The sequence below is a fragment of the Neobacillus bataviensis LMG 21833 genome, from assembly GCF_000307875.1.
Taxonomy (GTDB): domain Bacteria; phylum Bacillota; class Bacilli; order Bacillales; family Cytobacillaceae; genus Neobacillus; species Neobacillus bataviensis.
Genome location: NZ_AJLS01000035.1, coordinates 14,891 through 39,251 on the forward strand (window position 1 = coordinate 14,891; position 24,361 = coordinate 39,251).

The window sequence follows — 24,361 nt, forward strand, 5'->3', positions numbered from 1 at the left end:
AAAGGAAATGAAGAAAACTTATAAACTGACGTTGACGGCGATGATGATTGCGATTGGCACTATCTCCAGCAGCCTGGTTTCAATTCCGATTGGATTTACAAAGGTGTTTCCAGTTCAGCACTTTTTGAATGTATTGTCAGCGGTGCTATTGGGACCGTTTTACGCTGTCGCCCAGGCTTTTTGTGTCTCGTTGCTAAGAAATCTAATGGGAACGGGTTCCATTTTTGCCTTTCCTGGCAGTATGGTCGGAGCGCTGCTTGCATCCCTATTATTTTTAAAAACTAGAAAAATCTATTTAGCATTTATCGGGGAAGTCATTGGAACGGGGATTATTGGTGCGATCCTATGTTATCCAATTGCCACTCTATTTTTAGGGAAGGAAGCAACCTTATTTGGATTTATCCCATTATTTATCTTTAGTTCGTTTGTGGGAGCTCTGCTAGGGTTTGTGATCTTAACGGTATTCTTACGAAAGAAAGTCTTGATTAGGGCTGGCCATTCTTTTAACAATGAATTGGGGGAGTAGGAATGAAATTTTCTCATCGACTGTATGAAAAGGTAAGAGAAATTTGGGAAAAAACTCATCAACATCCATTTGTTGACGGGTTAGGGAAGGGGAACCTTCCTGTGGAATCATTTATTCGTTACATGAAGCAGGATTATATATTTTTAATCGACTATTCCAAGCTTTTTGCATTGGGGGCAGTTAAAGCAAGCAATCTCGAAACGATGGCTGCCTTTGCCAAACTGCTCCATGAAACGCTTCATGGTGAAATGGAACTGCACAGGGGATATGCAGCCAAATTTGGCATTAGTCAACAACAGCTTGAAGAAACAAAACCAACTCCCACCAATTTAGCCTACACACGGTATATGTTGAACGTTGCTCAAAATGGAGAATTAGCAGAATTAATTACAGCTTTATTGCCATGTATGTGGAGCTACTGGGAGATTAGCAGAATGCTAGCAAACAAATATCCAGAAGCTAGCAAGCATTCACTATATGGCGATTGGATAAAAATGTATGCCTCTGATGAATTTGGTTCATTGGCAACGTGGCTGATTGAGTTATTAGATCAATTGACAGAAGGAAAACCAGAACGAGAATTAGCAGCGTTAGAAGGACATTTCCTTACGGCCTCCCGCTTTGAGTACATGTTCTGGGATATGATTTACGAAGGGGAGGATTGGCCTGTCTAACACCAAGATGTTATCAATCGAAAACCTTACATACGCTTTTGACGGGAATGCAAGACCCATTTTTCAAAAAGTTTCAATGGCTGTAAAAGCGGGAGAATTTGTTTCTGTTATTGGTGAAAGCGGTTCTGGAAAAAGTACGCTTTTTAAATTGATAACTGGATTATTGGAGCCACATACGGGTGAAATCAGGATTCATGGTGCACATCCCGGAAACAGATTAGGCAATGTAGGGTATATGCCGCAAAAGGATTTGCTTTTACCCTGGAGGACGGTTATAGAAAATGTCATTCTCCCGCTTGAAGTCACGAAGGAAAATCGTCAGCGGAAAATTCCAGAGATTCACGAATGGCTGGCCAGATTTGGCTTGGCAGATGTTGAACATGCCTATCCGGATGAGCTTTCCGGCGGGATGAGGCAGCGGGTTGCTTTTTTACGAACCATCATGACAGGGAAAGACTTGTTATTATTAGATGAACCGTTCGGGGCACTCGATTCGCTAACGAAACGGAACATGCACAGTTGGCTGCTAGGACTCTGGGGGAATTTACAAAAAACGGTTTTGTTCATCACCCATGATTTAGAAGAAGCCATTTTGTTAAGCGACCGGATTATTTTGCTTGGAAAAAGCGGGACTATAAAAGAAATTAAAGTCAACCTTCCACGACCAAGAGATGCAGAAATAATCTATCAATCCGAATTTATCGTGATGAGAAAAGAATTGGAGCGGCTGATTCAAGATGAAAATTAATTGGAGAACATGGTTAGGGGATTATGGTCTATTCCTGATAGTGGCCATTTTGTTAGTAAGTGGTTGGGAGTGGATTGTAAGCAGCGGAATGGTTCCGTCTTTTATTTTGCCATCACCTACGGAAATTGGTGCGGCACTTACGGACAACCGGGTGCTCTTGTTCAAGGTACATTTGCCAGCAACCTTAAAAGAGGTATTGATTGGGTTTGGTCTATCACTTGCCGGCGGTTTGCTGCTTGGCGTTGGCATGCACTTTTCCCGCACTTTAGAAAAAATATTGTACCCATTTCTGGTGATTTCACAAACTATTCCGTTGATTGCGATATCACCTATTTTTATTATGTGGTTTGGGTATTCGATTTGGAGCAAAATTGCGGTCACCATTTTAATCGCAATTTTTCCAATTGTTGTGAGTACCTATGATGGGCTGAAGGCAGGCGGTGGTGAGTACCGGGAGTTACTGCAGACAATGGGCGCCAATCGCTGGACTATTTTTAAAAAAATCCAGGTACCGTTGGCATTGCCATCGATCTTGTCCGGCTTGAAAATGTCTGTGGTTTATTGTGTTGTCGGTGCAACCATTGGTGAATGGCTCGGGGCGAGTGAGGGGCTTGGTTATTTCAGCCGGCGGATGTCGGGTAATCTGAAAGCGGATGCCGTTTTTGCCGCCATCTTCCTCCTGTCATTAATAGGGATTGTCTTATTTTTATGTATTAGTTTCATTGAAAAGTATTTATTGAAAAATATAATTCGGAACTAGAAAGGTTTTGGGAAATTCAATGAAGAAAAGTTTGTTAACAATCATGGTATGCTTGTTGCTTCTTTTAGTAAGTGCATGTGGGAAAGGCGGTGCTGATAAAGCTTCAGGTGGCCAGCAAAAAGTGAGTATTATGCTGGACTGGTATCCCAATGCCGTGCACTCGTTTCTATATGCTGCAATAGAAAAGGGTTATTTCAAAGAACAGGGGTTGGACGTGGATATCCAAATGCCTGCCGACACGAACGATCCGCTTCGGCTTGTGGCGGCAGGGAAGGTGGATCTAGCGATTAGCTATCAGCCTGAGGTACTTGTGGCACGGAGCGAGAATATTCCCGTTCAATCAATTGCCGCTATCGTGCGCCACCCCTTGAATCAATTAATGGTTGCTGCTGATAGTCCGATTCGTTCCCCAAAGGATTTAGCCGGAAAAACGATTGGCTATCCGACCATTCCATTAGATGAAGCGATTATCCAAACGATGGTGAAATCGGATGGCGGGGATACGCAGAACGTAAAAATGGTCGATGTTGGATGGGACTTGATTCCTGCAATAGCCACGAAGAAAACTGATGCACTGATGGGTGGATTTATTAACCACGAGAAGTTATTATTGGAAAAAGAAGGTTATCCAATCCGTACATTAAACCCTAAGGATTATGGTGTTCCCGATTATTATGAATTGGTATTAGTCGGAAGTGAAAAAGGCCTAAAGGAAAAGCCGGAAGTATTTAAAAAGTTCATCGCTGCGACTTCGAAGGGTCAGACCTATGTCGCCGACCATCCGGAGGAAGGCCTGTCCATATTATTAAAGCATGAAGACAAAACGTCGCCATTAGAGACGGATATTGAAAGAAAAAGCCTAGAGATCCTTCTCCCGCTAATGGACGCAAAAGAAAAGCCATTCGGCTACCAAGACCCAGAAACATGGGAAAAAGTCACCAAATGGCTGAAAACCACCAAAATGATAAAAAAAGAAGTAAATGCGGAGGACGCATTTATTAATTTTTGAGGTTCCAACTGTAAATAGGGTAATAAGGGTGACAGGCACCATAGCAGAGCTATGGTGCCTGTCACCCTTAACGCTACAAGTGATTTTGTAATGATTGATAATGTGGCCGAGTGATCATTTGCATGAGGTAGGCCGATGTCTCGGGATCTTTCTTACGTTTTTTGTTTAAAAATTCAATAATTGTGTTGGCCCCTCGAATGCCGACTCCGTGGCCGTAGTATTTGTCATCGCCAAAATAGATGACATTTTCTGCCCGCCACCACGGCTGTTTCGGATCAAAATCCGGATTATTAAAGTGCAGGACATCACCAGGCAAATAGTCCGTACCAAACTTTTGAAGAATTGGCAGATCGTCATCAAATTGCCAATCCATCAAGTAAAGCCGGGCAAAAAGGATATCAAACCTTTCGCTTCCAATGGAATAGAGCGTGGCAATATACAATACAATCGCGATGCCGGTGGAGCATTCAAACGCATAAAGCTTGCCGTTTTTAAGGATATCTAGAATAGCAGTCGAAGGAGGAACATTGGCTTTAATGAGAAAGCCACCATTCCGTAATCGATTCCAATACTTTTTATTGCAAAAGGCATAGCGGAATGTTGTAAACTTTACACCGCTTTTATTCAACTCCTGTGCGGCCTTCATCGTGTTTTTTCGAAACGAAAGTTCAAATTTTAATTGACTTATCGTTTGATATTCGTAAACTGCCTGGTATTCCGTCAATTGTTTAATAATAGAAATATCTTCTTTATTGGTAAAATTGTGAAGAAGCTCCTTTTGCTCAACCACCTGATGATTAATTCTGATCATCGCTGCCTCCTAGTCACCATAATTATCCCCTTATATAAAAATATGAAACAATCAGCTTAATATTAATCAATTTCAAGGAAATTTCACAAAAAGATATTACTATTAATTGTTGATAAAACGTTGACAATTTGACAACAAAATCGTATAGTTTAATTAATTTCATAAACACTTTAAGTATTCTGTTAGGTGAGGCTCCTAAATAGAGATACGCTTCTGCCCAAAAATGTCGAGAGACGCCAATGGGTCAACAGGAAAGATCGGACGAAGGTCTTTTTTAACGAAGCTGGTATCCCTGCCTATGCTATTTAGTGCTAAAACTTGAACGAGGGAATAATAGGTAAAACTCTAGTAAGCTGTTAGAATTTTTAAGCGAAAAATAGTTTATTAATGTACATACATTGGCCCTTTATTTCCTCAGTTTAGGAAATAAGGGTTTTTTTGTTTTACAACCAAAGCATGTGGGCAGTGGGTTCGAAAAAAATAATCGTCAATAAGAAGGTGATTGAATGGTTATAAAGCGTTTGAAACAGATGGACTATTTATTAGTCATTGCTACCGTACTTTTATGTTTGTTTGGATTAGTCATGGTTTATAGTGCAAGTTTTCCGATCTCTTCGGTTGATTTCGGGGATTCGCGGTTTTTTTACTTTAAACAACTACACTCCATTATCATCGGATTTGTTCTAATGGCCATCACTGCCATCATTCCTTACCGTGTTTATGGGAAATTTAGTCCAATATTAGTGTTAATCTCAATCTTATTATTGATCATGGTGTTAGTTCCATTGTTCGGAGTGGAGAGGAATCATTCACAGCGATGGCTCCAACTAGGACCATTGCTCATCCAGCCAACTGAAGCCGTTAAACTTGTCATGATCATTTATTTTGCGAGCGTTTATGCCAAAAAACAAACCTATATTAATCATTTTTGGAAGGGTGTTATGCCACCGCTTTTTATACTTGGGACGGTTTTTTTACTAATATTGAAACAGCCGGATTTAGGGACAGCGACTGCGATATTAATACCATGCGGGTTTATCCTGCTTTGTTCGGGTGCACGAGCTATTCACTTACTCCTATTAGGGAGCATAGCCTTAGGTGGAGTAGGTTTTTTAGCACTATCTGCTCCCTATCGCTTGAACCGGATTTTGTCATTTCGAGATCCCTTTGCTGATCCATTTGGCGATGGCTACCAATTAGTTAGCGCATATCATGCTATCGCATCCGGAGGGATTTGGGGGAAAGGTCTCGGTCACAGTGTTGAAAAATTTGGATATCTCCCCGAAGCGCATACAGATTTTATTATGGCTGTTATCTTGGAGGAACTGGGCGTATTCGGTCTTTTATTTATCATTTTTTCCTATTTATTCATCATGTACCGTGGTGTCCGCATTGCTCTAATAGCTAAGAATTCATTTGCTAAATTATTGGCTATTGGTCTGACTTTTCAAATGATGGTACAGGTCATTTTTAACCTGAGTGCAGTTTCAGGCCTGCTTCCAATCACTGGAGTCCCGCTTCCTTTTGTTAGTTACGGGGGTTCCTCATTACTATTTATGTTAATTTCTATAGGGATTTTAGTGAATATATCCTGGAACAGCCACTCATATTCGGCTAAAACATCGAAACATAATGTAAGAAATGGAGGTTTAGAATATGGAACACAACATGGAATTACAAACAATTTTGCAGGAACAAAATCAACCCCTTTTAAATAAGTTCCTTGGAGATCTTCAACCTTTTGATATTGCGGAAATGGTCAGTGCGTTGAATTCGGAAGAACAAATGAACTTGTTCTTACTTGTTCCTGCATCACTCGGTGCAGAAATTCTTGAATATTTAGATCCAGAACAGCAATATAAAATATTGCTTCGTATCAATGAACAAAGTAAATCAGACCTTATAAATGAAATGTCCAGTGATACAATTGTAAATTTGTTCTTATCGGTGCATGCGAATCAAGGAAAAAAATTATTGGGCTATCTGCCTGAAAGTTATCGAGAAAAAATTCATCATTTGATGAACTATGAACCAAATACTGCCGGAAGATTGGCCACGATCGATTATGTTGCAGCCCGAATTCACTGGACTGTCGAACAAACAATCAGACATATTCGAAAAGTTGGCCAGGAAGCAGAAATTGTTTCATATATTTATGTATTAGGAAGAAATGGTGACCTTGTTGGTGTTGTTTCTTTAAAGGATATCATCCTAGCCGAAGCAGGAACAATATTAGAGGAAATTGTCCAAGGAGAACCTGTTTTTGTTTCGGTAGATGTATTTTCCATTATTTCACGGTAGCTAAGATCCTATTACACCTTTAATGAAATAGGTTAGAATATTGCTTGGTTATTAGTTTGAGAGCAACATATTTGACTTTTTGTCAATTTTTTGAATGAAATTAGCACTTTTCCTCAATAGAATCAATACAATGAAAAAAAAATGAGGAGTGAATTTCATTGTCGTGGTTAATTATCTTGGCTTTTGCAGTTTCAGCAAGTGTTGATAATTTAGGGATAGGTATTTCATACGGAATTCGCAAGATTCGAATCGGATTCGGTGCAAACCTGTTGATAGGCATGATTTGCTTCTTGATGAGTATTATGGGGATCAGCTTTGGGATGTGGCTTTCAAAAATTCTTCCTGGTATGTTCCCCGTGATCATCGGAGCGATTTTTCTCTGTATTATTGGTATTCGTATCATTCTACTGGGGGCTCCGAGGAAGAAAGGTGACTTTGCGGTAAGTACTGACAGTGATTCCTCCCAAACTTCTGGAATGAAGGGAATTCTCCGGAATCCGGAGTCAGCGGATGTCGATCGTTCAGGAGAAATTGGCATGGGGGAGGCAGTGGTTCTTGGGATTGCCTTATCAGCCAATGCCCTTACAAATGGTTTAGGGGCAGGTTTACTAGGGTTTTCACCACTGGCTATTTCACTCACTGCTGCAATCGGTAGTATTATCAGTGTATGGTGTGGAGTAAAATTAGGATATAAATTAGCTGACATTCGTATCGGTTCCTTTACGCTGGGAGAATTCGGAACAATGATCAGCGGGATCATTATTATCATCATCGCTTTTACGGCATTCTTTTAACACCAGTAGTTTTTGTTGACAAAATGTCAATATTGAGTTATATTCCAAAATAACAATTATTTTATAACTCTATGAAGTAGATTCATATTCTTATATGAAAAATTGGCTTATTTATTGTCTAGAAGGGGAAGGAAAGCGAATGTCAACTCAACATACAAATAATAAACTTGGGTTACTGTTGAAAGAATTACTAAAGGAACGATCATTATCAATGAGGAAATTCAGTGAGCTTACAAAAATTGACACCGCTACTATTTCGCGGATTATCAATGGAAAACGCAGAGCAACTCCAGAGCATTTAGAGAAAATGGCCGACTGTCTTGGTGTGCCGACCCCTGATTTGTATACAGCAGCTGGTTACCGGGTTGACCAAGGTCAGGAACAGAAAAATTCAGACATTCACTCATCTTTGGATAGCATTCAAAGTGTCCTTGAAGCTTCTGAATTAACACCGAATACCTTCACGATTGAAAGTGTTGAAGAGCAATTGGTCAAATATCAACATTATTCGCAAACGGATGAGGGAAGCGAGATAATTCTATCAGACTTTGAGCCAAAGCTAAACAAAGTTGGCAGCATCGGTCCGTTTATTAACCAGTTAAAAGAAATGTTTGAACAGTTTCGCTTAAGAAAGGGTACTCCTGTTGAGCTTGGACTGATTGGCAGTGCGCTCATTTACTTTATTTTTTCAGTTGATGTGATTCCTGATTATATTTTTCCACTCGGGTATGTTGATGATGCAATAGCAGTAAAGCTTGTTTTAGATTTCTTATCAACAAAAGCATAAAATTAATTCTGACAGGTGATTGTTAAAATGGAAAAACGAGAAAATATACACAAGAAACGAAAATGGATTAGGAATGGCGTTTTGGTAGTTCTTACCTTATGTTTAATAGTTGTTATTTATTCTGTATATCAATATAAAAGAGGTCTATCCGAAGCGAGTAATAGCCAATTTAAGGATGAACAGAAAGAGTTTGATGATTTCCAAGGTGCTGAACCGCAATTTGGAGAGATTAATATTTTATTACTTGGAAGTGATTCCCGTGGTGAGGAGCATTCTCGATCTGATACATTGATGATTGCTCATTATAATCAAAACACAAAGAAAATGAAGATAGCTTCGATTATGAGAGATTCTTACGTGAATATTCCCGGTCATGGCAAGCAAAAAATAAATGCGGCTTTTGCATTTGGCGGGCCTGAATTAGTAAGGAAAACGATTAAAGAAAATTTTGATGTCGATATAAATTACTATGCCATTGTTGATTTTGAAGGTTTTTCAAAAATTGTCGACATTGCCGCTCCTAAAGGAATTGAGGTCGATATTCCGTATGAAATGTCGTATGGAATTGGTATGACACTACAACCTGGGAAACAAATATTACATGGTGATAAATTATTAGGATATGTTCGTTTTCGCCATGATAGCTTGAGTGATTTTGGCAGGGTGCAAAGACAGCAGGAGGCCATTTCAAAGATAAAGGAACAAGCAGTCAGTCTTCATAATTTAATCAATCTGCCAAAGATCCTAGGGGTTGCTACCCCTTATATTGATACAAATGTTGATTCGCCAACGATTTTATCAATCACTAAAGGATTACTTGCTGGGAAATCAACCAAAGTGGATAGTATTCGGATACCAGTTGACAATTCATATGTCGATGAAACGGTTAACGTAGGAGCGGTGCTTAAATTAGATTTCGAGAAAAACCAGCAAGCATTAAAGGACTTCCTAGCATCTAGTGAAATTGAAAATACTACAAGTTCCTGAGACGGAATTACTGGCTCCTACTAGTAATAGGTTAGGGTCATTACAGAAAGTAAAATAAATGAAAAATAATTGGTGAAGTAAAATGAACACAGAAACAAATTTTTATAAAAGATTAGATGGTCCCATCATGCTCATCTTGATGGCCTTTTTTATGGTCAGTATTGTTTTTATTTATAGCAGTCAGCAAACTGGCCAGTATGGTGCACAAAATTTCGCATTGAAACAGGGTATCAATTATATTATCGGCTTTAGTCTCTTACTGGCCGTAGCCAAGCTAGATATAGATCAAATTGAAAGATTAGCTTGGCCTGCCTATATTTTCTTCTTTATGGTCATCATTTTATTACGATTTTCACCGGAAAAGATTGCTCCAGTGATTTATGGTGCGAAGAGATGGTATAGCATCCCTTTGGTAGGTTCTATACAGCCATCAGAGTTTTTTAAAATTTCATTAATTATTTTGGTCGCTAGACTCATTTCAACGCATAATGCCTCACATTTTTTCCGAACAGTCCACACCGATTTATTACTAGTTGGAAAAATATTATTTGTAACGATTCCACCTTCGTTGGTTGTTTATCAGCAGCCAGACACGGGGATGGTCTTCCTTTATTTCATCGCGATTGGAAGTATGCTTTATTTGTCTGGATTAAAGAGAAAATTGGTTGCTTTTTTCATGCTAGCAGCGCTTTTATTTGCAGGAATGCTGGTTTATCTGTTTTACTATCAACCAGATATTATTTATAAAGACCTCATTCCACTGTTAAAACCGCATCAGCAGGAACGAATTATCGGGTGGCTGGATCCTGCAGGAAACAGTAGTGATGCGTATCAAAGCCAGAAATCGATCTTAGCTGTAGGGAGCGGTGAAATAGTAGGAAAAGGATTCATGAATGGGAAGGTTTATATTCCTGAGAAGCATACGGACTTTATTTTCGCAACCGTAGCAGAAGAAGGAGGTTTTATCATCGCCTCTTTCGTTGTTCTTCTGTTCATGCTATTGCTCTATAGAGTGATTCGCATTGGACATAAATCCCAGACATCTTTTGGGATGTATATCTGTGCAGGCATCACCTTGAGTCTTTCCGTGCAAATTTTTCAAAATATCGGAATGGTTGTCGGAATAATGCCAGTTAAAGGGATTGCCCTCCCGTTTATCACCTATGGCGGAAGTTCCTTGTTTTCTAATATGATTTTAATGGGCATGATCTTTTCAATTCGAAAAACATTTGGAATATATATGTTTTCGGGCAATAACAAGCTTTCGACCGATTAAAAAGCGTCCCTCATTTACGGCAGGGGGGACGCTTTTTTTCCTGTGATGGCCTTTGTTGATGTTTTTGTGTTCTTAAATTTTAGGTACATGAGCAGGAAGACGGAGGCACTTATAAAACGTAGGAGGGAGTTTATTCCCATCGAGGTTTCCATGCCGGTTACTTCCAAAAGCCAGATGCCAATCTGTGGTGCAATAAAAGCGACAAAGGATAAAAGGACATTATAAGTCGTGATGCAATAGGTTCTCTTCTCCATTGGTGATTTCTCTAATAACAGATTGAACAGGAGAAGCGTGGTACCAGAAACAAAAAAGCCGGATGTCATTTGTACAAGAGTAAGATAAACCAGATTAGTAGACAAGACGGTTAAAAAAGGAGCCGTTGCCATTCCGGCTGCCACCCATACAAGCATTAATGTGTTCGACTTTTCCTCCGCAAATTTCTTCCATAATGGAAACGAGAAGATTTGCACCAATTGATTGGCAACGGAAAATATACTAATCCACAAAATCGTCGCATGGGCATATTTCACATTATAAATATTGAAAAGTCCCCAAGCCATTTGCCAGGAAAAGTTGAAGCATAGGGCAGTAATAAGAAACCATTTGTATCCCTTATCTTTAAAAATGGACCAATCCATCGATGAATTTTTTTTCTTATTGTCGGGCTTCGATTCTGTTTTTTCCTTATGCTTCAATAAAAAAAATACTTCCATTAAGCCAAAAAGAAACGCAATGATAAATAATACCTGATATGCCGCTGCATCTTCTGTGTGCTTTTTCATCAAAATCCCAATTATCAGCGTCGTAATCATCCCAACAATCGTTAATAACCGATTCCGGTCACTGAAAAAAGTTCCTCTGCGATCCTCCTTAATCATCCCACTAATCAGTGTCTGCCAGCCAATCGTAGAAATCGTTCCAGGGATATTCATTATTGCGACTATGATTAAAAAAGCCCATGCCTGATAGGAGGAATGAACAAAAACCACTCCGGCTAACAACAAAAACATGATCCTTGCCCAAAAAACAGATAGTGCAACGGTTTTCTTTTGCTGCTCGAGTCGGTTTAATAGAATCGCTGCCGGAATTGTCATAACTAACGCAACCAATGGTGGGAGGGAACTGATCAAACCAACTTGATAATTGGATGCTCCCAAGATGGCGATAGCGAAAATCGGGAAAAAGTTACCTGCAAGATTCACAGCAACTATAGAGACCATTCCATGATAGATACTTACTTTTTCATTATATGTGCGCATATGTCCTCACCGTTTCATTCATAAATTCTCTAGATATTATACAACCAAATTGTACGAATCTACAGGAGAATTTTTTCTATTTACGAACTTCGGAATTTTTAGAAAGATAAACTGGAAATGACAACAAAATATAGCTAAAAATGAATCATCAGAATTGTTTATTGGTTTGCCTTATTGGGTAGTATCTGTTATAGTTAAGTAGAATTATTTTTGTGGGTCGGAAAGAACGTGAAAGTGAAATACTGCTTTTTGTCTTGAAGATTTAAGCAAGGATAGTAACAAATTGTGTGCGTGGCACACAGCAGGAGGATACACAAATGGAACAAGGTAAAGTAAAATGGTTTAATGCAGAAAAAGGATTTGGATTCATCGAACGCGAAGCAGGAGACGATGTATTCGTACACTTCTCAGCTATCCAAGGTGAAGGCTTCAAGACTTTAGACGAAGGTCAAGCAGTTACTTTTGACGTAGAGCAAGGTCAACGTGGACCACAAGCTTCTAACGTGCGTAAAGCATAATTTTAGCTAACATAAAAGAAAAAGACTCTTTCGCAGAGTCTTTTTTTATTGTGAATCTAGCTCCAGCGCCTAGCCCCTCGAGGTCATAAGCCACTCCTGAATTGAAGGCAAAGAACGCCTTCTATTCAGGAGCGTCTTATGCTTGTCGGGGCTGACCAAGGCGCTTGCGCTTTTTGTTATTTGCAGGAAATGCTATAATCAAATCAATGTACATAGTGGAAGGAAGTGGCGTAATGGTGATCCTTCGGCCTCAAATAGAACAAACCGGGTTAACTACCTATATTCCACCTAAAGGGGATTTTGAAGCTTTTCGTGATGACGAACATTATAGGGAGAAGCTAAAGGAATGGGCGCTATCGTCCGCAAAGGAAGCGAAACGGGAATTTTGGTACAAGGATCGATATGTTCAGCGACTTGTGACTATTAAAGGATATGAAACCTACGGGAATGCTGGGGAATTTAACACCCTTGTGATTGAATTCCAAGACGGTCATCTAAGCTGCATTCACCCCGCCTATTTAAAAGAAATGCAGCAATCAAGCTTTGGAAAAGAATCCATGTTAACGCTTGAAGACAAAGCGAGTGTAACTGAAAAGGAAAACGTGACAGTAGCAGCTGCTGAACCGGTCGCAGCCATAGAATCTTCAAAAAAGGATAAGGCGGCAAAGGAACCGAAACCAAAGAAACCGAAACCAAAGAAAGAAAAAGCTCCGAAACTCGAACTTCCTGCTGAGAAAGTTCATTTTACAGCGAAAGTGAAACAATTTGCGCTTGTATACAACCCCTTTAATGAAGAAAATGATGAGGTGGTTGTTCTAGAGGAGACCCAAATTGTCCAAGAAAATCCGCTCGAACTGGGGTTGGCCTGGTGCAGTCACAGCAAAACGCTGAAAAAATTTGAATTGGCACCGGGAGACATGCTTGAATTTGACGGCAAAGTTGCTGCCAAGAAATTGGCTAAAGGAAAAGAAGTTCCTGAAGAATTCGTGATGGATGTCCCGGTGTTATATAAGATAAATAACCCATCTAAAATCGTTAAAAAATAGGACTTCCATGGGAGGTCCTATTCGTTTTATGGAAAATATATCTCTAACCGGATATGTGCATCGTTATGAAACATGTAGTAATTTTGAAAATCATTTCAAAAATAGTTAAATCGATTAATTGTTTTTCCATACTTTGATCACCTTTCCCCTTTCTCTATATTGTAAAAAAAGCATCAGGCAGTAGTGGTGATGGAAATCACGATATCTTAATATTTTTGAGGAAAATTAATTAAAGGTAGGGTATAATGAAGGTTCGGATTTTTATTTCTTAAGGAGTACAAATGTATGAATCAGACATATACAATCAAGGAAAAAACAAAGCAAATTTTTGTTTTGTTAATCCCTATTTTAATTACGCAGCTTGGCATGTTTTCAATGGTATTTTTCAATACGATTATGTCAGGTAAATATAATTCTTCTGATTTAGCTGGAGTGGCGATTGGCTCTTCGATTTGGAGCCCAATTTTTAACGGAATCAGCGGTATTCTTCTCGCTGTCTCACCGATTGCAGCCCAACGATTCGGTGAAAAGAAGAGCAACGAGGTTTCAGCAGTTGTCAGGCATGGAATCTATCTTTCCGTTTTCATAGCATTAGCGGTCATCATTCTTGGGTTTTTCTTTTTGAATCCTATTTTAAATAAAATGGCGCTGCCGGCTCGAGTGGAGAAAACGGCCTTTGATTATTTGGTAGGCCTAAGTTTTGGTCTTTTACCATTGTTTATTTTTAACGTACTTCGTTCCTTTATTTATGCATTAGGTAAAACACGTGTGGTCATGGTCATTATGCTCATGTCATTGCCAGTCAATTTCTTTTTGAACTATGCGTTTATCTTTGGAAAATTCGGCCTCCCCGAACTTGGCGGTGCCGGAGCAGGCTTTGCCACGTCTATTACGTACTGGATCATCATGGGGATGACATGGTTTATTGTGAAAACACAGGATCCATTTTCTTCTTATCCAGTGTTTGCTAATATGAGGGAATTTTCTTGGGAAAAGTGTAAAGAGATTTTACAAATCGGCGTGCCGATGGGTCTTTCGACTTTCTTTGAAACCAGTATGTTTGCCGTCGTAACCATCTTGTTGAGTAAATATAGTGTCACAACTATTGCCGCTTATCAATCAGCCTTAAATATTGTATCGTTTTTATACATGATTCCGATTAGTATTTCGACCGCACTTACCGTTCTTGTTGGATATGAGGTAGGGGCTAGGCACTATAAAGATGCGAAACAGTATAGTTGGTTAGGCGTGCTGCTCGCCATCTTGATCGCGACCGGTACGGGTGTGTTAGTCGTCATATTCCGCTACCAGGTTGCCGGATTATACTCGAATGAAACCGCGGTAATTAATTTAACAGCAAACTTCTTAATCTTCGCGCTGTTTTTTCAAATTTCGGATGCCATACAGGCAACCGCGCAGGCGGCATTAAGAGGGTATAAAGATGTCAACCTCGCCTTCATTATGACCCTAATCGCCTATTGGCTGATCTGTTTACCAGTAGGATATCTGCTAGCCCATTTTGCAGGATTAGGAGCAAGAGGCTACTGGCTCGGGCTAACCATCGGACTACTAGCAGCAGGAATCGCCCTATCCATCAGACTAATCTACATCCAAAAAAGAAAATTCACCCATATTCAAGTTAAAGAAGTTGTGTAGGTTAGCAATGGTGTCAGGCACCATTTTTTGATATTTGCTCTCGCCATGTGTGGCGGGGGTTTTTTGTTGTTTCGTTATAAAATAGCTGGTTTGTTATTTTTTCTGGTGATAAAATATGGTTGAAGGATTGATTGAAATCCATATTTGGGGTGAGCTTTATGGGAAGGGAAGTACACTTTAAAAAGGAAGAGTTCGTACTAAAATTAACGGGAGTCTTAAGTGTGTTTGCTCTTAGGTGGCAATTGAAAATTCCGTATAAGGCGATAAAAAGCGTATATATTGATGAATTTGAGCCGCCGATGTGGAAGCTCAAAATGCCGGGAGCCTCGATTGCATCCCTCCATATTTTTGAAGGAAGCTTCAAATTTGGCAACGAGTGGTACTTTCTTTCCTGCGAACATCCAGTACCACTCATTCATTTGGAATTAGAGGACTTTGGAAAATATAAATATGTCATTTTTGAAATGGAAAACCCAAGAGCGGTGATGATAGAATTACGAAAGAAACTGAGAGAATTAGAGGAATAAAAAATACTAAAATATGACGCTATTCCTATTGGAATAGCGTCTCAATACTAATATAATTTTTTTAAGCCAAATAACTTGGTAAATAAACTTTGGTTTTTATCCGTGATTATTAGTTCATCCATGATTAACTTTTCACGATTGTTATGAATCCATTTCTGCAGCTCATGTTTATCCTTACAATGCGTATAATATGTTTCTCCACCTTTTCCAAGTGCGTTGACAACATATCTACAAGTGTTCCCCATAATGCCCACCTTTAAAATAATAATGTATTCTATATGAGATTATAGCAGTCTTACAAAAATAGTCCACCATTATTTTTCATCAAAATCACCCATTTTTTTTGAAACCACTTCCATTTAAAATTACAGTGCAGTTTGACGTAAATAACTATAATAATATTATGTAAACATAAGCATAGACAATAAGACTATTCGTTTTTTTTGTTTAAAAAGTAAGAAATATGTTTTAATAAAACTATGGAAATTACTCAAATGAACGGAGATAAAAAATGCCGCCAATCGTATCAGATTCATATAAAGAAAAGAAAAAGAAAGAGATCCTTGCAAGTGCACTGATATGTTTCGCCAAGAGGGGATTTCAAGTAGCAACCATTGATGACATAGTGGAGCATTCAGGGATTAGCAAAGGATCCATTTATAATTATTTTAAAAGTAAAGATGAAATATATTTGGCATTAATGACTACTGAAACAGAGGAAACAAATGAGCTATTAACGAAAGACCTTGACACTTACGATCATGCCATTGAAAAGATAAATTTTTTATTCGACGTCTACTTAACATTAGATGTAGCAAAGGATGAAACCCATAGCAAAATTATCGTTCACAATGAATTTAAACTCCATGCAGCACGACATGCAGAATTAATGGAGAAATTAACTGCACGAAGACAACAGTATCTCATCCAACTGTTCTCGAAGGTCATCCAAGAAGGACAAGAATCAGGTGAGTTCAATCAGCAGCTTAGCCCAGAATTGACAGCCAATCTTTTCTGGTCGATGATTGATGGAGTCACTATCCAATCCATTTATAAAGATTATCCTTATAAACAAGTATTAACTGAGATGAAACAGTTATTTTTAGAAAAAGTGAAAGCGTAGAGAGTAAAAAGGCAGGCACAGATGCTTGCTTTTTTTTATTTGTGGAAAATAGTTAAAATGTAATTGACATTTTTTTGAATTGGAAAATACAATAAAATAAACTGACCAGTCATTTTAAAAAGAGAATTGAAGGAGGAGAAAGAAATGACGATTAATCTTATATTCTTTACAATTTCAATCAAAAAACGGAAGATAAGTCTTGAAGAAGCTAGGCATGATGAGATGGTTGAAAGGCTTTATGAACAAAATAAAGAAAAGCAAATTTCGATTCATCGATTCATGTAAACAAACCAGCATATAATATCATAAAAAAAATGATGACCCCGTATCTTTTAAATCCCTTTGAAACGTTCATAAGGTAGAGAGTGCAAAAAGGAGTGAAAACCATGTCACACAAGATAAGCCCCGACAGCGTAGATCCTTCACATCAAGATAGTCAGCTGTGGAACGAATATTTCCCGAAGCTGCAGCGATATTGTCGATTCCTAGCTCGAAACTCATGGGATGGAGATGATATTGCACAAGAGGCCTATATTAAGGCCTTAAAATATCACCAGCAACAAATAAGTCCGGCCTTGTTAAATAAAATTGCTTATCATCATTGGGTCGATCAGCTCCGGAAAAGAAAAAATGAGACGGCTGAAACGGATCTTGACCACACCATCCAGAACCCAACCAATCAACTGGACAATATGAACCATGCAGTTGACCTGCTGCTCAAGCATTTTACCCCAAAACAAGCTGTCATCTTCATGTTAAAAGAAGCTTTTCAATATCAGTTGAAGGAAATTGCCGAGCTCATGCACACGACAGAAATGGCGGTAAAAGCCAGTCTACATCGGGTAAAAAAACGTCTGGAAAAGGAAGAGCAATGCTTTTCAGTTGAATCATTTTGGAATGAGGAAGGTACGGAGCGGCTCTCAGAGATTTTTTATGAATCGTTGAAAAATCAAGACCCTGCCATTCTGATTGAGTCCATCCCTACTATAACCAGCATGAATGAGGTTCCGAAGCATAAATCAAGGCAATTGCAATCGATTCAAACTCACTCTCCTTCAAGCACTCTCCGTATGGCGGCATAGCCATTCAAAACGCTTTAAGGAGGATATAGAAATGAGTACCATTCCATATGTAATTGAACAATCTAACCGTGGTGAACGATCCTATGATATATACTCTCGTCTGCTAAAGGACAGAATTATTATCATTGGTGATGAAATCAATGACCATACAGCCAATAGTGTGGTGGCCCAATTATTATTTTTAGCGGCAGACGCTCCTGATAAAGAAATATCCCTTTATATTAATAGTCCAGGTGGATCTACTTCAGCAGGGTTTGCCATTTTTGATACGATGCAATACATTAAGCCAGATATTCGAACCATTTGCACTGGCATGGCGGCATCTTTTGGGGCGATGTTACTGCTCGCGGGAACCAAGGGAAAACGGTACGCCCTGCCAAATAGCGAAATCATGATCCATCAGCCATTGGGCGGCGCAAGAGGTCAGGCAACAGAAATTGAAATATCAGCAAGACGCATCATAAAGTTAAAAGAACACATCAATCAGATTATTTCTGAGCGAACCGGCCAATCGGTTGAAAAGGTTGCAAATGATACGGAGCGAGATTACTTCATGAGTGCAGAGGAAGCGAAGGAATACGGGATTATCGATGAGATTCTCTACCCAAAATGAAATGAAATCAAAAAGAGCAGCATTGCCTGCTCTTTTTAATTCATGATGATAAAATCAATTTTCCTGTTCTCCTAATTATCGCTGCTTTCATGCTGCTGCTCATGTTCATCTTCAACTTCCTCTGGCATAAAGCCAAATGGTCCTCTAGGCATTTGTTCTACGCGGAAGATCGCCATAATCACATCAATTCTAACCGCCAAAAGCCTCTGCCTCATTCTGCCCCTGCTTTCTATCACAAGAACATCCTTGCCTACTTCAAGAAGCCGGCCGGTAAAGGTACCTTGAAGAGTATTAATTTCAACTTCTTTTTTTAATAACTCATGGGCAATTTGATGAAACGTTAATTCTGTCATTATCATCGCCTCCTTCACATTACAGTAAATGCAAAAAAGGCAAAAAAGCGTCTATTTTTTATTAATTTTTTCCGAACAAAACAGAGAAATGATTTTTTGCGATATTTCGCTTATGTGAACTTTTTGAAAGAACTGTAGGTCATTTACCCCAGTTTGTGACGTTCATTAAAGACCGGTAACATTTCAATTAAATGAATGTAATGAACTGATATATCGACAAAATGAAGGGTATATCCTATTTTATAATGCCTTTAAGTCTAACGAGTGGAGGGGTTTGCATGATGGATCAGTCACCACAGAATGAAGTTCAGCAAAAACTACATCTTCTAATTGATGAGCTCATTAAATCTGGCATTTATAAAATAAATAACAAGCACCTATATGAATGGACTTTACGTGATTTAGAAGATGAGTATAAAGATCTTGAAAAACAGATGTATGACGAGGAAAGTGCTCCGATTTCGTTAAATACTTAGATAAAGAAAATGATACTTAAGTAAATATGGATGCAAGGATAACCAAAAGCAGTCTAGTGGCTGCTTTTTTCCTATGCGATTTTACCTTGAAAAATCAGGCGTTCTGCTTTTCTTTAGATAAAAAGACCTAGTAAAAAGTGGTGCAAATAAAAATTTTTTAAATTGTTTATTTTCTTATTTACACAAAACCTATTGGTATGGTAGGATTAATTCCATCGAATACCTTGGAAAGTCGTTTTTATGAAAAGGGGGCGAATCAACTGAATGCAGATGAAAAGGAAGAGCTTATTGCACATCTCGAAAAAATGCTTGAATCCTTAAAGTTTGGATCCATCACACTAGTTGTCCAAGATGGCAAGATTGTGCAACTTGAGAAAAACGAAAAGGTTCGTCTTCAACCAAATAAAAATCGCTGACTAGACAAACTAGAGGCGGTCTTCACTTAATAAAGTGGAAGACCGCCTTTTTTATTGAAAAAAGGAGGCCAGCAAGGATGACAGAAACAGTAACGTATCAAAATTGGAGTCAAATTTCCGGAATATTCCCCATTTTGGATGAAACCAAGGGGGCGCGTTCGGTATTAGAGTGGGCATATCGTTCCTATCCCGAAGAGCAGATTGTCTATGCGTCAAGCTTCGGTGCCGAGGCAATCGTATTAATTGATTTAATTCAACAGGTGAAGCCGGATGCCCATATTGTTTTTCTAGATACAGGCTTACATTTTCCTGAAACGTATGAAGTCATTGATAAGATGGAAGCTCGGTTTCCAATCCTACGAATCGAGCGAAAACAACCGAAAATAAGTTTGGATGAACAATCGGCCGAATATGGGTCGGCATTATGGAAAAGGGATCCGAATCAATGCTGCCATATTCGTAAGGTCATTCCATTAAAGGAGACGTTGACCGCAAAACAAGCTTGGATCTCCGGGCTGCGCCGCGAACAATCTCCGACAAGGGCGAATACCGAATTCCTTAATAAGGATGAAAAATTTGAGAACATCAAAATCTGTCCATTGATTCATTGGACCTGGGATGAAGTATGGAGCTACATCAAGGAGAGGGATCTTCCTTACAACACCCTGCACGACCATCAATACCCAAGCATCGGCTGCTTTCCCTGTACACAACCTGTTGGGGATGACGGTGATTCGCGCGCCGGACGGTGGACAGGAAGCGGTAAGACGGAATGTGGTTTACACACCCGTTAATGAAAAATTTTAAACGTGCAAATCCCCATATTTGAGGGATTAAGGAGGCATTTCAAGTGCTTATAATGATTGCGATTACCATCGGATTATTTTTTGCGATAAATATTGGTGCCAGCGGTGCGGCGGCCTCGATGGGAATCGCCTACGGATCAGGTGTTGTCAAAAAACGACTGGCCTTGATGCTTTGCGGTATCGCAGTATTTCTTGGTGCCTGGCTTGGCGGCGGTGAAGTGGTCAAAACCATTGGCAGCGGAATTGTCCCGAGCCACACCTTTACCGTGCCAATTGCCCTTATCGTTTTAGCATCAGCAGCGTTATCCCTGTTCTTGGCTAATATTTTTGGCATCCCTTTATCCACAAGTGAAGTGGCAGTTGGATCTGTCGTCGGTGCCGGGATTGTGTACCAATCGGTATTTGTCAGTAAGCTTGTCTGGATTATGTTTTTTTGGCTGCTCACACCGTTTGCCGCATTTGTCATTGCCGTCGCAGCCTCCTATTTATTAAAAAAGGTAAAATGGATGACGACATCGAAAGCTGTTCCATTTTTATCTTTGTTAGTGGTTATTATGGGGCTGTTTGAGGCGTTTTCAGCGGGGATGAACAATGTAGCCAATGCGGTCGGTCCGCTTGTCGGTGCCAAAATTCTCTCCACCGGAAGTGGTATTTTCTGGGGCGGATTATTTGTTGCAGGCGGAGCCTTGCTGCTTGGGCAGCGCGTCCTTGAGACAAATGGAAAAAAAATAACGGAGCTTCGCCTGGAAGAGGGCTGTGTTATTTCAGGCACAGGGGCAACGATTGTGACGGTGGCATCGGTGTTCGGAATTCCTGTTCCACTAACGCAAATTACGACTTCTTCCATTATTGGGATGGGTTTTGCTAAACACGGCAAGTCAGTGTTGAAAAAGGATATTGTGGTTCAGCTGCTGACCGTGTGGATCGTTTCACCTGTATTGTCGATGGTGTTATCGTACACCCTCATCCAATTGATTATTGAACATAATTTCTATCCAATTATCGCCATGGCCGGTGTGCTGATCTCCGTGTTTGGTGTGCTGTCATTAATGAAACGAGGGAAGCATACGATCGCGGTGCATCAGGAGGTTGTGAAGGATTAACCTGCGGAGTAGCGAGTAAAAACGGTACATTCGCGAGTAAACGGTGGGGATTCGCGAGTAAACGCGGCCAATTCGCGAGTAAACGCGGCTCAGTGGCCAGCAACACCATTTTTAAATACAAAAAACATTGAAGGGATTTGAAAAAGATGTCATTTTTGCCTAAACCTCATGGAGGAAAATTGATTCAAGCATATAATCCAAATTATGATCTAACACAGATCGAAAGAGAACTGGAAATTGATGCAATCGCCTTGAGCGACCTTGAACTCATTGGTGTGGGGTTGTTTAGCCCACTGACTGGGTTCCTCGGTAAATCCGATTATGAATCTGTTGTTACAAACATGCGTTTAGCAGACAACACAATCTGGTCGATACCAGTGACACTTCCCATTTCCTATCAAACGGCTGCAACGCTCACAGTGGGGGAAGAAATCAAGTTAGTTTTTCAAAAAGAGGTATATGGGGTTATTAAAGTATCTGAATGGTATGAACCTGATTTAGATAAGGAGGCAATCGAGGTATATAAGACTCCAGAACTTGCCCATCCAGGCGTCAAGCGACTATATGAAAGAGGGCCAGTCTATGTTGCCGGTGAAGTAACACTCGTTAAAAAGCCGGAAAAAGGTGTATTTTCCGATGTGTGGCTTGAACCAAAGGAAACAAGGGCATTATTTGAAGAAAAAGGCTGGAAAACGGTCGTGGGCTTCCAGACAAGGAATCCGATCCACCGTGCCCATGAATATATTCAAAAAGCCGCATTGGAAACAGTCGATGGACTTTTCGTGAACCCCTTAGTCGGTGAAACAAAATCTGACGACATCCCGGCCGATGTTCGCTTGAAAAGCTATCGAGTTTTACTTGAAAACTACTATCCTAGCAATCGCGTGCAACTCGGTGTCTATCCCGCGGCGATGCGTTACGCTGGTCCAAGAGAAGCCATTTTTCACGCAATTGCCCGGAAAAACTTTGGCTGCACACATTTCATTGTCGGCCGCGATCACGCCGGTGTCGGCAATTATTACGGAACCTATGATGCGCAGCTAATCTTCAGTAATTTTCCTGAAGGGGAACTAGGCATTAAGCCACTGTTCTTTGAACATAGCTTTTATTGCACTAAATGTGAAGGTATGGCTTCTGACAAAACTTGCCCGCACAGCAATGAAGACAGGGTTATCCTCTCTGGTACAAAGGTAAGGGAAATGCTGCGCTCCGGCACACTTCCCCCGTCTACTTTCAGCCGAAAAGAGGTCGTGGAAGTGTTGATTGAAGGATTAAAAGAAACCGCAACGGTATAGGAGGGAATCGAACATGTCAAAAGCAACGAATATCACCTGGCACGCGGCAACAGTTACAAAGACCGACAGGCGTGTTCAAAATGGTCATGGCAGCTGTGTCTTATGGTTTACCGGCCTGTCAGGCTCAGGAAAATCAACCATCGCTAACGCTGTTTCCAGCGAATTATACCGTCAGGGCATCAATGAATATGTACTCGACGGCGATAATATCCGCCACGGCTTGAACCGCGATCTTGGTTTTTCCGATTATGACCGTACAGAAAATATTCGCCGGATTGGCGAAGTGGCGAAACTGTTTGTCGATAGCGGTGCGGTGGTAACCACCGCATTTATTTCACCATTCCGTTCAGACCGTGATCAGGTACGTGCCCTTTTTAAAAAAGAAGAATTTATTGAGGTTTACGTCGAGTGTCCGATTGAAGAATGTGAACGCCGCGATCCTAAGCAGCTATATGAAAAAGCACGCCGCGGAGAAATAAAGGATTTTACCGGGATTGATTCCCCGTATGAGGCACCAGAGCGCCCGGAAATCACGATTCGTTCTGACCTATTACATGTAGAAGATGCCGTGGGGCAAATTTTTCAATACCTTCAACAAAAAAATATTATTTAGCTGTGAAAGGATGATGAGCCCATGGCTGGCAAGGTGTTTTTGGTAGGTGCGGGTCCTGGGGATCCTGAATTAATTACGGTAAAAGGAATGCGCTGCCTGCAGCAAGCCGATGTCATCCTTTATGATCGGCTGGTCAATCCTGAACTGCTGGGTTATGCAAAGGAAGGGGCACAGCTTGTTTACTGTGGCAAGCTCCCGCATTATCATACGATGAAGCAGGAAACGATTAACCACTTTTTAGTAAAATACGCCAAAAAAGGCTATCAGGTTGTCCGCTTAAAGGGAGGAGATCCCTTTGTATTCGGACGCGGTGGGGAAGAAGCAGAGGAATGTGCCCGCTGCGATGTGCCGTTTGAAATTGTTCCAGGTATCACGGCCGGAATCGCTGCCTCTGCATATGCCGGGATTCCTGTTACCCATCGAGGCTTGAGTAAAAGTTTTGCGTTTATAACAGGTCATCAAATCGGCGACGCGGCAGCGGAGCACCAGTGGTATCATTTGGCAAATGCTGTGGATACGATTTGTGTTTATATGGGGGTTTCCCACCTTTCAACAATCACAAAACACTTAATTCAGAACGGAAAATCAGCGCAAACCCCTATTGCTCTTGTTCACTGGGGAACATTAAGTGACCAGCGAACGGTAATCGGGACGCTTGAGACGATAGAAGCACGAGTGAAGAAGGCAGCGATTTCCAATCCAAGCATGATCATCATTGGTGAGGTCGTCCGCCTTCATAATAAATTGAACTGGTTTCAGGAAGAGATAGCTCCTGATTTACCAGTTGTCCATGGATGAGGTA

At 40.2% G+C, this 24,361-nt stretch carries 30 protein-coding genes and 1 riboswitch; of the genes, 26 read left to right on the forward strand and 4 right to left on the reverse strand.

Going from position 1 to position 24,361, the window contains the following annotated elements:
• The first annotated feature begins 7 nt into the window (after positions 1–7).
• From thiW to BABA_RS02990, 5 genes are read left to right on the forward strand one after another with little or no spacing between them, the layout of a single operon-like run.
• Complete coding sequence (gene thiW / locus BABA_RS02970) at positions 8–526, forward strand: energy coupling factor transporter S component ThiW (protein WP_007083644.1); 519 nt, start codon at positions 8–10, stop codon at positions 524–526.
• A gap of 2 nt (positions 527–528) precedes the next feature.
• Positions 529–1,200 (forward strand): thiaminase II, encoded by a 672-nt coding sequence (gene tenA / locus BABA_RS02975; protein ID WP_007083645.1) that lies wholly within the window; start codon positions 529–531, stop codon positions 1,198–1,200.
• Between the two features lie 7 nt (positions 1,201–1,207).
• On the forward strand, positions 1,208–1,948 hold the full coding sequence (locus BABA_RS02980) for an ABC transporter ATP-binding protein (RefSeq protein ID WP_007083646.1): 741 nt from the start codon (positions 1,208–1,210) through the stop codon (positions 1,946–1,948).
• Positions 1,938–2,708: an ABC transporter permease gene (locus BABA_RS02985; RefSeq protein ID WP_007083647.1), complete on the forward strand. Its 771-nt coding sequence runs from the start codon at positions 1,938–1,940 to the stop codon at positions 2,706–2,708. The genes BABA_RS02980 and BABA_RS02985 overlap by 11 nt, the downstream gene beginning before the upstream one ends.
• A gap of 19 nt (positions 2,709–2,727) precedes the next feature.
• Positions 2,728–3,717: an ABC transporter substrate-binding protein gene (locus BABA_RS02990; protein WP_007083648.1), complete on the forward strand. Its 990-nt coding sequence runs from the start codon at positions 2,728–2,730 to the stop codon at positions 3,715–3,717.
• A 73-nt stretch (positions 3,718–3,790) separates the two neighbouring features.
• Here the strand turns inward: BABA_RS02990 and BABA_RS02995 are convergent, their stop codons facing one another.
• Positions 3,791–4,528 carry a protein-glutamine gamma-glutamyltransferase gene (locus BABA_RS02995; protein ID WP_007083649.1) on the reverse strand — a complete coding sequence of 246 codons (738 nt, stop codon included), beginning with the start codon at positions 4,526–4,528 and terminating at the stop codon, positions 3,791–3,793.
• 171 nt (positions 4,529–4,699) lie between these two features.
• Positions 4,700–4,865, forward strand: a riboswitch (M-box (ykoK) riboswitch).
• Between the two features lie 169 nt (positions 4,866–5,034).
• On the opposite strand from BABA_RS02995, the gene ftsW reads away from it, so the two are divergent.
• From ftsW to BABA_RS03025, 6 genes are all read left to right on the forward strand, one after another.
• Positions 5,035–6,246 carry a putative lipid II flippase FtsW gene (gene ftsW, locus BABA_RS03000; protein ID WP_007083650.1) on the forward strand — a complete coding sequence of 404 codons (1,212 nt, stop codon included), beginning with the start codon at positions 5,035–5,037 and terminating at the stop codon, positions 6,244–6,246.
• Positions 6,185–6,829, forward strand: coding sequence for a magnesium transporter MgtE N-terminal domain-containing protein (locus BABA_RS03005; protein ID WP_007083651.1), 645 nt, complete (start codon positions 6,185–6,187; stop codon positions 6,827–6,829). The genes ftsW and BABA_RS03005 overlap by 62 nt, the downstream gene beginning before the upstream one ends.
• Positions 6,830–6,987: 158 nt before the next feature.
• Complete coding sequence (gene ytaF, locus BABA_RS03010) at positions 6,988–7,623, forward strand: sporulation membrane protein YtaF (protein ID WP_007083652.1); 636 nt, start codon at positions 6,988–6,990, stop codon at positions 7,621–7,623.
• A gap of 139 nt (positions 7,624–7,762) precedes the next feature.
• The gene (locus tag BABA_RS03015; protein ID WP_007083653.1) at positions 7,763–8,410 is read left to right on the forward strand and encodes a helix-turn-helix domain-containing protein; all 648 of its coding nucleotides are present in this window, start codon (positions 7,763–7,765) and stop codon (positions 8,408–8,410) included.
• 27 nt (positions 8,411–8,437) lie between these two features.
• The gene (locus tag BABA_RS03020; RefSeq protein WP_007083654.1) at positions 8,438–9,397 is read left to right on the forward strand and encodes an LCP family protein; all 960 of its coding nucleotides are present in this window, start codon (positions 8,438–8,440) and stop codon (positions 9,395–9,397) included.
• Between the two features lie 82 nt (positions 9,398–9,479).
• Positions 9,480–10,673 (forward strand): FtsW/RodA/SpoVE family cell cycle protein, encoded by a 1,194-nt coding sequence (locus tag BABA_RS03025; protein WP_007083655.1) that lies wholly within the window; start codon positions 9,480–9,482, stop codon positions 10,671–10,673.
• A gap of 14 nt (positions 10,674–10,687) precedes the next feature.
• On the opposite strand, the gene BABA_RS03030 is transcribed toward BABA_RS03025, so the two are convergent.
• Entirely contained in the window at positions 10,688–11,932 is a 1,245-nt protein-coding gene (locus BABA_RS03030) for an MFS transporter (RefSeq protein ID WP_007083656.1), read from the reverse strand.
• Between the two features lie 317 nt (positions 11,933–12,249).
• On the opposite strand from BABA_RS03030, the gene BABA_RS03035 reads away from it, so the two are divergent.
• The 4 genes from BABA_RS03035 to BABA_RS03050 all read left to right on the forward strand — a co-directional run bounded on the left by BABA_RS03035 (position 12,250) and on the right by BABA_RS03050 (position 15,679).
• Positions 12,250–12,450, forward strand: coding sequence for a cold-shock protein (locus BABA_RS03035; RefSeq protein ID WP_007083657.1), 201 nt, complete (start codon positions 12,250–12,252; stop codon positions 12,448–12,450).
• Positions 12,451–12,683: 233 nt separating this feature from the next.
• Complete coding sequence (locus BABA_RS03040) at positions 12,684–13,496, forward strand: hypothetical protein (protein WP_040345041.1); 813 nt, start codon at positions 12,684–12,686, stop codon at positions 13,494–13,496.
• A 285-nt stretch (positions 13,497–13,781) separates the two neighbouring features.
• Positions 13,782–15,152: an MATE family efflux transporter gene (locus BABA_RS03045; protein ID WP_007083659.1), complete on the forward strand. Its 1,371-nt coding sequence runs from the start codon at positions 13,782–13,784 to the stop codon at positions 15,150–15,152.
• A 158-nt stretch (positions 15,153–15,310) separates the two neighbouring features.
• Positions 15,311–15,679 (forward strand): hypothetical protein, encoded by a 369-nt coding sequence (locus BABA_RS03050; protein ID WP_007083660.1) that lies wholly within the window; start codon positions 15,311–15,313, stop codon positions 15,677–15,679.
• Positions 15,680–15,726: 47 nt separating this feature from the next.
• Here the strand turns inward: BABA_RS03050 and BABA_RS03055 are convergent, their stop codons facing one another.
• On the reverse strand, positions 15,727–15,924 hold the full coding sequence (locus BABA_RS03055; protein WP_007083661.1) for a hypothetical protein: 198 nt from the start codon (positions 15,922–15,924) through the stop codon (positions 15,727–15,729).
• Between the two features lie 266 nt (positions 15,925–16,190).
• Between BABA_RS03055 and BABA_RS03060 the strand changes: the two genes are divergently transcribed.
• The 4 genes from BABA_RS03060 to clpP all read left to right on the forward strand — a co-directional run bounded on the left by BABA_RS03060 (position 16,191) and on the right by clpP (position 18,497).
• Entirely contained in the window at positions 16,191–16,802 is a 612-nt protein-coding gene (locus tag BABA_RS03060; protein WP_007083662.1) for a TetR/AcrR family transcriptional regulator, read from the forward strand.
• Positions 16,803–16,946: 144 nt separating this feature from the next.
• A complete protein-coding gene (locus BABA_RS26310) occupies positions 16,947–17,087 on the forward strand; it encodes a YrzI family small protein (protein WP_007083663.1) in 141 nt (46 codons plus the stop codon).
• Between the two features lie 101 nt (positions 17,088–17,188).
• Positions 17,189–17,884: a sigma-70 family RNA polymerase sigma factor gene (locus tag BABA_RS03065; protein ID WP_007083664.1), complete on the forward strand. Its 696-nt coding sequence runs from the start codon at positions 17,189–17,191 to the stop codon at positions 17,882–17,884.
• Positions 17,802–18,497 carry an ATP-dependent Clp endopeptidase proteolytic subunit ClpP gene (gene clpP / locus BABA_RS03070; protein WP_275450335.1) on the forward strand — a complete coding sequence of 232 codons (696 nt, stop codon included), beginning with the start codon at positions 17,802–17,804 and terminating at the stop codon, positions 18,495–18,497. Before BABA_RS03065 ends, clpP begins: the two co-directional genes overlap by 83 nt.
• A 71-nt stretch (positions 18,498–18,568) precedes the next feature.
• On the opposite strand, the gene BABA_RS03075 is transcribed toward clpP, so the two are convergent.
• Positions 18,569–18,850 (reverse strand): hypothetical protein, encoded by a 282-nt coding sequence (locus BABA_RS03075; RefSeq protein WP_007083666.1) that lies wholly within the window; start codon positions 18,848–18,850, stop codon positions 18,569–18,571.
• A gap of 278 nt (positions 18,851–19,128) precedes the next feature.
• On the opposite strand from BABA_RS03075, the gene BABA_RS03080 reads away from it, so the two are divergent.
• From BABA_RS03080 to cobA, 7 genes are all read left to right on the forward strand, one after another.
• Complete coding sequence (locus BABA_RS03080) at positions 19,129–19,326, forward strand: Fur-regulated basic protein FbpA (protein WP_007083667.1); 198 nt, start codon at positions 19,129–19,131, stop codon at positions 19,324–19,326.
• Between the two features lie 260 nt (positions 19,327–19,586).
• Positions 19,587–19,742: a YezD family protein gene (locus BABA_RS27935; protein ID WP_083865269.1), complete on the forward strand. Its 156-nt coding sequence runs from the start codon at positions 19,587–19,589 to the stop codon at positions 19,740–19,742.
• A 77-nt stretch (positions 19,743–19,819) separates the two neighbouring features.
• Positions 19,820–20,536 (forward strand): phosphoadenylyl-sulfate reductase, encoded by a 717-nt coding sequence (locus tag BABA_RS03090; protein ID WP_007083669.1) that lies wholly within the window; start codon positions 19,820–19,822, stop codon positions 20,534–20,536.
• Between the two features lie 65 nt (positions 20,537–20,601).
• The gene (locus tag BABA_RS03095; protein ID WP_211214156.1) at positions 20,602–21,651 is read left to right on the forward strand and encodes an inorganic phosphate transporter; all 1,050 of its coding nucleotides are present in this window, start codon (positions 20,602–20,604) and stop codon (positions 21,649–21,651) included.
• A 146-nt stretch (positions 21,652–21,797) separates the two neighbouring features.
• Entirely contained in the window at positions 21,798–22,946 is a 1,149-nt protein-coding gene (gene sat / locus BABA_RS03100) for a sulfate adenylyltransferase (RefSeq protein ID WP_007083671.1), read from the forward strand.
• Positions 22,947–22,959: 13 nt separating this feature from the next.
• Positions 22,960–23,559: an adenylyl-sulfate kinase gene (gene cysC, locus BABA_RS03105; protein ID WP_007083672.1), complete on the forward strand. Its 600-nt coding sequence runs from the start codon at positions 22,960–22,962 to the stop codon at positions 23,557–23,559.
• Positions 23,560–23,580: 21 nt separating this feature from the next.
• Positions 23,581–24,357 (forward strand): uroporphyrinogen-III C-methyltransferase, encoded by a 777-nt coding sequence (gene cobA, locus BABA_RS03110; RefSeq protein ID WP_007083673.1) that lies wholly within the window; start codon positions 23,581–23,583, stop codon positions 24,355–24,357.
• The last annotated feature ends 4 nt before the right edge of the window (positions 24,358–24,361 follow it).